This window comes from Flavobacterium sp. CFBP9031 (genome assembly GCF_034044945.1).
In the GTDB taxonomy this organism is placed as follows: domain Bacteria; phylum Bacteroidota; class Bacteroidia; order Flavobacteriales; family Flavobacteriaceae; genus Flavobacterium.
Genome location: NZ_JAXCWF010000001.1, coordinates 794,955 through 805,706 on the forward strand (window position 1 = coordinate 794,955; position 10,752 = coordinate 805,706).

9 protein-coding genes are annotated in these 10,752 nt (G+C 33.2%); 3 read left to right on the forward strand and 6 right to left on the reverse strand.

Translation table 11 applies throughout. The annotated features are described in order from the left end of the window. Nucleotides 1-21: 21 nt before the first annotated feature. The 4 genes from SOM12_RS03465 to dapF all read right to left on the reverse strand — a co-directional run bounded on the left by SOM12_RS03465 (nt 22) and on the right by dapF (nt 3,549). Nucleotides 22-660 (reverse strand): peptidoglycan-binding protein LysM, encoded by a 639-nt coding sequence (locus SOM12_RS03465; protein WP_320492394.1) that lies wholly within the window; start codon nt 658-660, stop codon nt 22-24. Nucleotides 661-1,145: 485 nt separating this feature from the next. Then, nucleotides 1,146-2,186: an endolytic transglycosylase MltG gene (gene mltG / locus SOM12_RS03470; RefSeq protein WP_095931872.1), complete on the reverse strand. Its 1,041-nt coding sequence runs from the start codon at nt 2,184-2,186 to the stop codon at nt 1,146-1,148. A 10-nt stretch (nt 2,187-2,196) separates the two neighbouring features. Further along, on the reverse strand, nt 2,197-2,730 hold the full coding sequence (locus tag SOM12_RS03475) for a GNAT family N-acetyltransferase (RefSeq protein WP_095931873.1): 534 nt from the start codon (nt 2,728-2,730) through the stop codon (nt 2,197-2,199). Nucleotides 2,731-2,766: 36 nt separating this feature from the next. Next, a complete protein-coding gene (gene dapF, locus SOM12_RS03480) occupies nt 2,767-3,549 on the reverse strand; it encodes a diaminopimelate epimerase (protein WP_095931874.1) in 783 nt (260 codons plus the stop codon). 161 nt (nt 3,550-3,710) lie between these two features. Here dapF and SOM12_RS03485 point away from each other — a divergent pair, with 161 nt between their 5' ends. Both SOM12_RS03485 and SOM12_RS03490 read left to right on the forward strand, forming a co-directional pair. Further along, on the forward strand, nt 3,711-5,111 hold the full coding sequence (locus tag SOM12_RS03485) for a trypsin-like peptidase domain-containing protein (RefSeq protein WP_320492395.1): 1,401 nt from the start codon (nt 3,711-3,713) through the stop codon (nt 5,109-5,111). A 201-nt stretch (nt 5,112-5,312) separates the two neighbouring features. After that, entirely contained in the window at nt 5,313-6,761 is a 1,449-nt protein-coding gene (locus SOM12_RS03490; RefSeq protein WP_320492396.1) for a glyceraldehyde-3-phosphate dehydrogenase, read from the forward strand. A gap of 64 nt (nt 6,762-6,825) precedes the next feature. Here the strand turns inward: SOM12_RS03490 and SOM12_RS03495 are convergent, their stop codons facing one another. Further along, nucleotides 6,826-7,284 carry an Lrp/AsnC family transcriptional regulator gene (locus SOM12_RS03495; protein ID WP_073416996.1) on the reverse strand — a complete coding sequence of 153 codons (459 nt, stop codon included), beginning with the start codon at nt 7,282-7,284 and terminating at the stop codon, nt 6,826-6,828. A gap of 201 nt (nt 7,285-7,485) precedes the next feature. Between SOM12_RS03495 and ald the strand changes: the two genes are divergently transcribed. Next, nucleotides 7,486-8,604 (forward strand): alanine dehydrogenase, encoded by a 1,119-nt coding sequence (gene ald, locus SOM12_RS03500; protein WP_095931877.1) that lies wholly within the window; start codon nt 7,486-7,488, stop codon nt 8,602-8,604. A 125-nt stretch (nt 8,605-8,729) separates the two neighbouring features. On the opposite strand, the gene pafA is transcribed toward ald, so the two are convergent. After that, nucleotides 8,730-10,349 (reverse strand): alkaline phosphatase PafA, encoded by a 1,620-nt coding sequence (gene pafA, locus SOM12_RS03505; protein WP_320492397.1) that lies wholly within the window; start codon nt 10,347-10,349, stop codon nt 8,730-8,732. Nucleotides 10,350-10,752: the final 403 nt, after the last annotated feature.

Genomic DNA, 10,752 nt, shown 5'->3' on the forward strand with positions numbered 1-10,752 from the left:
TGTGAAACAACCTCTTTTAATTTAGTCGTTTACTGTTGCGTTACTATCTGCCTCTATAAAAGAAAGATCGTAACCTGCAAAATCTTTCATGTAGCTTTTCAAAGAAGTTCCAAAAGCATCTCTAAAATGTCTGCTTCCTTTGTTTTTGAAAAAATTCTTTACAGAACCTGCACCACCTAAATGCGCTGCCGCTAAAATTCCAGATTCGGTAATTTCAATACCACTGATAATTTTACCTTGATACTTTTCGATTTCGTAACGTAAAATCCATTTGTTTTTGGCTAACAAAGCTATAAAAGCTTTTTCTTGTAGAGCAGGATCTTTTAAAAAGGCTTTATTATCATTAATTCCGATTGCTCTTAAAGCTTTAGAACCAAATTGATATTTACCCATATAGCCAAGAGAATTTACTAGTCTGTATTGCCCTTGTGATTCTTTAAAAGCTACTGCCTCTTTAAATCCTATTAGATGATTTCCTGTGTATGGGACGTTGGTGTTCGGATAATCATCCTTTTCTTTTGATGGAAAAATATATTCTGATCCATCTGTTTTTTCAATTAAAAACCAAGGTTTGGTTTCTTTTTCTGAGGGAATAAATCCCAAACTTAAAAATGTAATAATAACGACTAAACTCGCATAAAAATACCATTTCTTTATCATAAATTGTTTTTCTTCAAGACGCTGTCACCCTCTTGAAATTTCTACGGTGCAAAGATAAGTTATTTCAAAAATATACTAAAAACCAATGCTTTAGCGTTTTTTACGTAAAAACGTAAATCGCGATCATCCCAGTTATGATAGTGGTTTCCGATAGATTTGAAGCTTATTTTTTTGGCCTCAAAAACTGAAAAATGAGGTCAAAAAAAATTGTATTTTATATAAATTTTAAGCTTTTTCAGCAAAAAAGAAAGAATTACCTTACGCAAAGGTTATGATTTTTTATGCAAATCTTGAAAAGCAATTTTCGAATTTTATAAAATTCCTCATTAATAAATGTTTATTTTTTTATTACGATAAACTATAAAATCGTCAAAATAGCAATTTGATAAATTTTAGTTCTAAAGGACATTTTCACCTCAAAAAGAAAACAAAAAAACCGAAGCAAAATTGACTTCGGTTTTATAATATTATTTAGACAAGCAAAATTATCTTGTTACGCCCTGACTAGCGATCCAGTCTGAATATTTTTTTGCGTTTACATTGTGTTCTGCCAATGTCGCCGCAAACTCGTGATATCCGAAACGGTCAACACTTGCACAGAAATAAATATAATCGTTCTTTTCTGGGTTTAAAACTGCTTCTAAAGCTGTAATATCTGGCATTGCGATCGGTCCTGGAGGAAGTCCTTTGTTTACGTAAGTATTGTATGGAGATCTCATAACTAAATCATTATAAAAAACTCTTTTAATAACTTGATCAAAGTCGTTGTCTCTCAATTTTAAAGCATAAATAACTGTTGGATCCGCTTGTAATGGCATTTCTAAACGCAAACGGTTTAAATAAACACCAGCAATACGAGGTCTTTCGTCTTTTTTAACGGACTCTTTGTGTACAATTGATGCTAAAATTGTGGCTTGAACCGGAGTTAATCCTTGCGCTTTTGCTTTAGCGATTCTATCAGCCGTCCAGAAATTATTATATTCTTTAATCATTTTATCACGGAACTTCTCTGCCGATGTATTCCAATAAATTTCATATGTATTTGGAATAAACATTGCAAAGACGTTTTCTTCATTGAATCCGTTTGCGGCTAAAAATGTAGAATCTTTTATAGCTTTCATTAAGGATAAACTGTCAGCTTCGATTTCTTTTCCAATTCTTCCAGCAAAGTTTTCTAAACGTTCTTGGTTATTAAAAACTAACTTAACCGGAATATTAGAACGCATTGCACGAACTAGATCGATGTTGTTCATGTCTTTCTTTAAAAGAAAACGACCCGATTTTACATTTTGCGGATAATCTCTTTTTTCAGCAACCATTTCAAAGTTGTCAAAATTCTTAATATAAGGTGCTAATATTTTCTTTACATCGGCATAACTAGCGTCTGTAGGCACGTAAACATATATTTCTTTCTCTTCAAATTTAGTATTAGAACTAAAAATTTTACTTACTAAAATAAAACCATATATCAATAGAACTGAAATAATGGCTACGGCACTTATTGTGATTATTTTCTTTAGACTCAAAGCTTAAAATTTAAATTTGTTTATTAATTAACTGATAAATTGCTTCATCATGATAGTGGTTATGATACAAAATCCAGTCTTTTTTGATTCCGATTTTCTTAAAACCAAATTTAGTAAAAAGTGCAAGACTGGCTACATTTTGAACACCAATATTTGCATACAATTGATGGAGATTTAAATTGTAAAAAGAATACTTTATTAAAAGCTCTAAAGCCTCAGATCCAATGTTTTTTCCCTGATTTTCTTCTTTCTGAATCACAATACCTATACCTGCCCTATTATTTCTAGGATCAAAATCAAACAAATCAATCAATCCGATAGCAGGAAAATCTTCGTCTTGACAGATTGCCAAACGAAGCTGTTTTGCTTCATAAATATCTTGATGGGCATTCTCTAAATATTGTTTAATCAAAAAACGGCTATAAGGAGTTTGCGTATTGCTAACTTCCCAGATATTTTCATCATTTTCTATCGAATAAATAAACTCTAAATCTTGAGGTTCAAGAGCACGTAGATAAATGGAATCGCCTTTTAATGTTATCATTTTACAATTTTAGATTTTTGATTGTAGATTTTAGATTTAAATCTCAATTGTGCCTTTGAATACAAATTTTGCAGGTCCTGTTAAGAAAACATTTGTATAACCATCATTATCTTTATCAAAAGAAACGACAAGTTTTCCGCCTTCAACATTTAAGTTTATTGAAGTTTTATCTGTTTCTCCAATTGCATTCATAGCAATTGCAACTGCAGTTGCGCCAGTTCCACAGGCAAGAGTTTCATCTTCAACGCCTCTTTCGTATGTTCTTAAAGAAAAAGTATCGTTATCTACCTTTTTTACAAAATTGACATTACTGCCTTTTTCTCCGTACAATTCACCATAACGAATTGCGGCTCCGTTCTCCTTTACATTATAATGTTCCAAATCATCCACAATCTGAACATGATGAGGAGAACCTGTATTTAGGAACGTATAAGAATCTTTTTTCTGGATTTCATTAACATCTATCATTTGTAAGGAAACAATCGAATCATTATTTACTGAAGCATGATGCAAACCATCTGTCGCGATAAAAGTCGTTTTATCATCAATTACTCCCAATTGATTAGCGAAAGCAACAAGACAACGGCCGCCATTTCCGCACATCGAACTTTGGTTTCCATCGGAGTTATAATAGACCATTCTAAAATCGGTTTCGGTATCATTTTCTAAAAGGATTAATCCGTCAGCTCCAATTCCGAAACGTCTGTCACACAGACGCTCAATAAGTTTAACATCGTCTTTTGGAAAGAAATTAGAACGGTTATCAATCATTACAAAATCATTTCCTGTGCCTTGATATTTATAAAATTCTACTTGCATTTTTTAGTTGTTAGAAATACAAAAGTACGAACTATTAATTAATGAAATGTTAATCATTGTTAAAGAGCGTTAAACCGTTTTTACAAATAATTTTTTGAAGTAATTTTACGTTAAATAAAACATGAAACTTAAATTCTAATAACTTAATTACAAATTCTAATATGAAAAGATTTTCAGCCTTATTTTTAGTATCATTATTAAGTGGTGCTATTACTCTTGGTGCTTACAAGTTATTATTTGAAAGCAACAATTCTTTTTTTGGAAAAGGAAATTCTGTTGTAACTCTTGCCCCTAACTCTTATGGAAAAAATGTTGGTTTAGGCGCTGAAATACTAGATTTTACCGAAGCCGCAGACAAAACTGTCCACACTGTTGTTCACGTAAAAAATGTTTCGAGAAGAACCGTAAGCAATCCGATGCTTGAGTTTTTCTACGGATACGGCGGACAGCAACAACAAGAACAAGTAGGAACTGGTTCTGGTGTAATTATTTCTGAAGACGGGTACATTGTGACTAATAATCACGTAATTAAAGATGCTACAGAAATTGAAATTACTTTAAACAATAAAAAATCATACAAAGCGAAGTTAATTGGTACCGACTCTAAAATGGACATTGCTCTTTTAAAAATCAATGCCGATGAGAAACTTCCTTACACTGCTTTTGCAAATTCTGATAATGTAAAAGTTGGCGAATGGGTATTGGCAGTTGGAAATCCTTATAATTTGACATCAACAGTAACTGCTGGAATTGTTTCGGCGAAAGCCAGAAATTTAGACCAAAGCGGCATTCAATCTTTCATACAAACTGACGCTGCTGTAAACCCAGGTAATAGTGGTGGAGCGTTAGTAAATGCTAGAGGAGAATTAATTGGAATCAATACCATGATTTCTTCTATGACAGGTTCTTATGTTGGATATTCTTTTGCGGTTCCTTCTAATATTGCTCGTAAAATTATTGAGGATATTATGGAATACGGAAATGTTCAAAGAGGTATTCTTGGTGTTGAAGGAGGTGAATTAAATGCAACGGCTTCTAAAGAATTGGGAGTAACAGAAACACAAGGATTCTATATTAATAGAGTTTCTAAAAACTCAGGTGCAGAAAAAGCTGGTTTAACAAAAGGTGACATTATCGTAAAATTGGATGACCAAAATATTGCAACTTATGCAGATTTATCAGGTTATATCAATACAAAACGTCCAAACGATGTTGTAAAAGTAACTTATATTAAAGAAGGAAAAACCAAAACAGTTCCTGTAACGTTAAGCAAAAATGAGTTTTACAGTGCCGAATTTAAAGGGATTGAATTAGAAAACATTGATGCTGTTGACAAGAAAAAATTCAGAATTGATTATGGTGTTAAAATTAAAAACATCAGCAATGAAAATTTAATGCAATATCAAAACGAACTACTAGGAAATATTATTCTAAGTATTGATAATGTAAAAGCAACCAACGTTGAAACTGTTTCAAAACTTTTAAGTAAAAAAGACGAAGGACAAAGCGTAAGAATTGAAATGATCAACAGAAACGGAGAGATTTTCAGAATTATAATTTAAATCTCCCTTTTCGTCCACAGTTTTCGGTTACTAAAAACTGCAAACTCTGACTGCGACTGAAAACTTCAAAAAAGTCATCTTAAGAAAATTAAGGTGACTTTTTTATTTTCAAAAATAAATGCTAAAATAGTTTACGAAATCGATTGAAATGGATACTTTTGCGCCAAATTTTAAAATAGTGAGCATTTTATTTTTTCAATTATGAGTAACAAATCATTGTACCAAAAAGAGGTATCCTTACAAGTCGACCGAAGAAAAGCAGGTGTCGAATTAATTAAAGTCATAAGCGATTTATGGTATGACAAATCAATCGAGATGGTTTTATTCAAAAATCAATTATTGGATAAAAACGTTAGCGATATTATCAATCTTCATCAATATGCTGGTGAATTTGTTGGAAAACCAATTACAATATTCGATTCTGTCGAGATTGCAAAAGTGGTTTTATCATTAGATCTTCCGCCAGCAAAGATAGATCTAGGAAAACTAACTTACGAGTATCGTTTAGAAGATGAAAAATATCCCGATGCAAGATATTTTGTTATTGATAAACTGAAAAAAGCAAAATCTTCAAAAGAAATCAAGCCAAAAGATGTTGTTTTATACGGTTTTGGAAGAATTGGACGTTTATTGGCAAGAGAGCTAATGTCGAAAACAGGAAAAGGAAATCAGTTGCGATTAAGAGCAATTGTTACCCGTGATAAAAATGACGCATCAAGTTTAGAGAAACGAGCTTCTCTATTACGATACGACTCCATTCACGGAGATTTCCAAGGATCAGTAATAGCCGACGCTAAAAATAATGCCTTAATTATAAACGGAACAACCGTTCATATCATTACTGCCAATTCGCCAGAAGAGATTGATTATACTGCATACGGAATTAATGACGCTTTAGTTATTGATAATACTGGCGCATTTACAACAGAAGAAGCATTAAAAAGACATTTAACATCAAACGGAGCAAATAAAGTTTTGTTAACTGCTCCAGGAAAAGGTGTTCCTAATATTGTACATGGAGTTAATCATAACGATTTTAATCCTGATGAAGTAAATATTTTCTCTGCTGCATCTTGTACCACAAATGCTATTACTCCAATTCTAAAAGCCGTTGAAGAAACTCTTGGAGTTGTAAAAGGACATTTAGAAACCATTCACGCCTATACCAACGACCAGAACTTGGTTGATAATATGCACAAAAAATACCGTCGCGGAAGAGCTGCAGCTTTAAATATGGTAATTACTGAAACTGGCGCAGGAAGCGCAGTAGCAAAAGCTTTACCGTCGTTAGAAGGCAAATTAACTTCGAATGCGATTCGCGTTCCTGTTCCTAATGGATCTCTTGTTGTTTTAAACTTAGAAGTTAAGAAACCTACCTCTATTACGGCAATCAATAAAATCATGAAGAAGTACGCCCTCGAAGGAGAACTGGTAGAGCAAATAAAATATTCTTTGAATAACGAATTGGTTTCGTCTGACATAGTAGGAACTTCTGCTCCATCTATTTATGACAGTAATGCAACAATTGTTTCAAAAGATGGAAAAAACATTGTGCTGTATATTTGGTACGATAACGAATATGGTTACAGTCATCAAGTAATTCGCTTAGCAAAATATATTGCCAAAGTAAGACGTTATACTTATTATTAATTCAACCAAACTAACTTTTTTTCTTAAAACCATCAGGATTTTCTTGATGGTTTTTTGTTTTAGTTTAAATAGGAAGAACAGTAGTGCTCTTTACTTCTGAAATTACAAAAACGGTATTTATTAGTGAAACCTCAGGCAGTATTGATAATTTTTTCTGGTGAAAATGATGGTAACTTTCCATGTCTGGAATTATGATTTTCAGCATATAATCGAAGTTTCCTGAAACATAATTGCATTCTACAACCTCAGGCAAATTCAAAATCGACTGATTAAATCCTTCCGAAGTATCATAAGTCTGTTTTGTCAGCGTAACTTGACAATAAACGGTCAAATTATTTCCAAGTTTTTTCTTATCTAAAAGCGTCACATATTTTTCTATAATTCCATCTTTCTCAAGACGTTTCACCCGATCATGAACAGGTGTTAAAGACAAATTTATTTTGTTTGCGATGTCTTTTAAAGTGTAGTGCGCATCTTCCTGTAATAGACGTAGGATTTTTTTGTCAATTTCATCTAAAGCCATAACGAAAACGTTTTATTAAAATTAGTCCGATTTAGTCATTTTTTCTTTTTAAAGAATAAAATCTGCTTCTAAACAGAATATTTTTCTGTAAAAGTAAAAAATAAAATAATATTTTCTTATTTATTATGCGTTAAACCATAATTTATTCTCTATCTGTAGATTTGTAAAACAATTTCAATAAAAACAAAAAAATATAACAAAATGATAATAGGTGTTCCTAAAGAAATAAAAAATAATGAAAACAGAGTTGCCTTAACTCCTGCAGGTGTCTCTGAAATGAAAAAACACGGACATACAGTTTATGTTCAATCTACTGCTGGATTAGGAAGCGGTTTTGCTGATGCAGAATATGCTGAAGCTGGTGCAGTTGTTTTACCAACTATCGAAGAAGTTTACGCTATCGCTGAAATGATCATCAAAGTAAAAGAGCCAATTGCTTCTGAATATCCATTGATCAAAAAAGATCAATTATTATTTACTTACTTCCACTTTGCTTCTTCTGAAGAATTGACGCATGCAATGTTAGAAAAAGGAGCTGTATGTTTAGCTTATGAAACTGTAGAAAAAACAGACAGAAGCTTACCATTATTAGTTCCAATGTCTGAAGTTGCTGGTCGTATGGCAATCCAACAAGGAGCAAAATACCTTGAAAAACCATTAAAAGGAAGAGGAATTCTTTTAGGAGGTGTTCCAGGTGTTCCACCAGCAAAAGTATTAGTTTTAGGTGGAGGAATCGTAGGAACTCAAGCTGCTAAAATGGCTGCTGGATTAGGTGCTCAAGTTACTATTATGGACTTAAGCTTACCACGTTTACGTCAGTTAGATGACATCATGCCAGCAAACGTAAACACAGAAATGTCTAATCACTACAATATTACAAGAGCAATTAAAGATGCTGACTTAATTGTTGGAGCAGTTTTAATTCCAGGAGCAAAAGCACCTCACTTAATTACTCGTGATATGCTAAAATTAATGCGTCCAGGAACTGTTGTTGTTGACGTAGCGGTAGACCAAGGAGGATGTATTGAAACTTGTACTCCAACAACTCACGAAAACCCAACTTTCATTATCGACGATATCGTTCACTATTGTGTAGCTAATATGCCAGGAGCTGTACCTTACACTTCTACTTTAGCTTTAACAAACGCAACTTTGCCATATGCTGTACAATTAGCAAATAAAGGATGGGAAAAAGCTTGTGCTGAAAATGAAGAACTAAATAAAGGGTTAAACGTAGCAAATGGAAAAATCCTTTACAAAGGAGTTGCAGAAGCTTGGAATTTACCTTTTAACGAAGAAATAGTATTAGCAAACGCATAGGCTAATACTTAAACAAGTGCTTACTAAGTCACTATTACAAAAGGCTTTTCTTAATTGAAAAGCCTTTTTTTTATGCCATAAAAAAACCTGTCATGAAGACAGGTTTTCAAAGTATTTTATTTTTTTTATTTTTTACTATCTAGAACTTCAGTCATAACTTTCGCTTCTGTTCCATTTGGAAACGTAACTTTAATTTTCTGCGCTATTGTTGGAGCGATCTCTGTAATAGCTTTTTTATCGTAAGATTCTCCTTTTTTGATGTGCCAACCATAAAAAATAGCAGGAACATGTGTATCGTAGCTATAAATTGTTCCATGTGATGTTCCTGTTGGTGTATATTCTATCATTCCAGGTTTATCTACAATAACTAAATCACCGTTTTGTGTAGCATCATATCCTTTAGCCACAAAATTAAGAGCATAATCATTTCCAGCATTAGCTAAAATTTCCTCTTCAGTATAAACCTTTTTAACCTGTGGCTGAGTAATTAAAAACTTTTTAAAAGCATCTTTAACTTTATCAAGATCCAATTTCTTATCCTTAATAATTTGTTTATTGAAGAACACATTAAAGTTTGAATAATTTTGAACTAAATCTACTCCAAAAGTCTTAGTTGAAAATTCCTGTAAGCTTTTCTTAACCTCTTTAGAAGGGTAATTATCTACATTATACTTACGGTCTTTAAGATAAATTACATTTTCTGCACCAGCGTGGTCAGCTGTTAAGAAAAGCAAATAATTTCCTTTACCAACCGTTTTGTCGAGATATGCTAAAAAATCAGCAATGGTTTGATCCAATCTCAAGTAAGTATCTTGAAGTTCCATAGATCTTGGCCCTAACAAGTGCCCAACGTAGTCTGTAGAAGAAAAACTTACAGTCAAAAAGTCTGTAATATTGTCTTTACCCAATTCTTCTTTCTCAATAGCTCTTTTTGCAAATTCAGCTAGCAAATCATTTCCGAAAGGCGTCGCTCTAATAACACCAGCGTCATTTTTCTCATACATAGATTTTAAATCGTATGGAAAAACTGGTGCAGCACTTCCATATAATTTCCCTTCATACGGATTATTATCTGGAAGACTTTCATTATAAACAGAAGCTGGTTTATATAAATCCCAACCTTTATTAATATATTTTAAGTAGTTTTTTTCATTATTGAATTCGGTAACCCATTCAGGTAATTTCTCTCCATAAAAAGTACTAGAAATAAAAGAACCCGTTTTACTGTACCAAAATGCCCAATTCGCAAAATGACCAGCTGGTAATATAGCACCGCGATCTTTTAAACTCATTCCGATAACTTTTCCAGTAAAATTAGTAGCCATTCTAACTTCATCAGTAATTGTAGTGCTTTGAAGTTTTTTTGGAGACATCGCACCTTCTTCTGCCGTACCATCACCTACTGTTTTAACACCAGCATCGTCAGTACAGTACGTTTCTTTACCAAGCATTCTGCTAAACCATTCGTTACCTACAATTCCGTGAGTCGCTGGAGTTGTACCTGTGTAGATTGAAGCATGTCCAGGAGCAGTATAAGTTGGCATATAATTGTAATGCATATTCTGGAAAGTAAATCCATCATTCATTAGTCTTTTAAAGCCATTTGGAGAAAAATCATCTGAAAAACGATATAAATATTCCATTTTCATTTGATCGACAACTATACCCACGACTAACTTTGGACGTTGTTGTGCACTTAAGCCTGTTACGGCAAGAAGCGCTAACAATAAAATATTTTTCTTCATGTTTAAAAAGTAATTTAAACACAAAAATACTCATTCAAATCCAAAAAGTCTAAAGTATCAATATTTAACAGCCAACAATTGTCTATAATTTAACAATTATAGGCTCAAGCTTTCTAATGTCAATGGCGTTTCCCTGCGGGCCGTGCTGTCCGCTGTATCTTTTGCGGATGGATGTCTATGGGAAAAAGAAGCCCTTCGTGCCCCGCAAAAGGATGCCGCTCCCATCACTAACGCTCCCATCACTAACGCGGCCATCTATTGATAAGCGGCCATTATCAGCCATCAGGCAGTTTTACTAAAACATCCAAAAACAGAAAACCCCATCCGATTTGGATAGGGTTTTCAAAAGAAAGGCGACGACATACTCTCCCACAAAACTGCAGTACCATCTGCGCAGGCGGGC

Coding starts and splice junctions, on each gene's coding strand:
- SOM12_RS03465 (WP_320492394.1), bottom strand. CDS start 660: ATGATAAAGAAATGGTATTTTTATGCGAGTTTAGTCGTTATTATTACA.
- SOM12_RS03475 (WP_095931873.1), bottom strand. CDS start 2,730: ATGATAACATTAAAAGGCGATTCCATTTATCTACGTGCTCTTGAACCT.
- dapF (WP_095931874.1), bottom strand. CDS start 3,549: ATGCAAGTAGAATTTTATAAATATCAAGGCACAGGAAATGATTTTGTA.
- SOM12_RS03485 (WP_320492395.1), top strand. CDS start 3,711: ATGAAAAGATTTTCAGCCTTATTTTTAGTATCATTATTAAGTGGTGCT.
- SOM12_RS03490 (WP_320492396.1), top strand. CDS start 5,313: ATGAGTAACAAATCATTGTACCAAAAAGAGGTATCCTTACAAGTCGAC.
- SOM12_RS03495 (WP_073416996.1), bottom strand. CDS start 7,284: ATGGCTTTAGATGAAATTGACAAAAAAATCCTACGTCTATTACAGGAA.
- ald (WP_095931877.1), top strand. CDS start 7,486: ATGATAATAGGTGTTCCTAAAGAAATAAAAAATAATGAAAACAGAGTT.
- pafA (WP_320492397.1), bottom strand. CDS start 10,349: ATGAAGAAAAATATTTTATTGTTAGCGCTTCTTGCCGTAACAGGCTTA.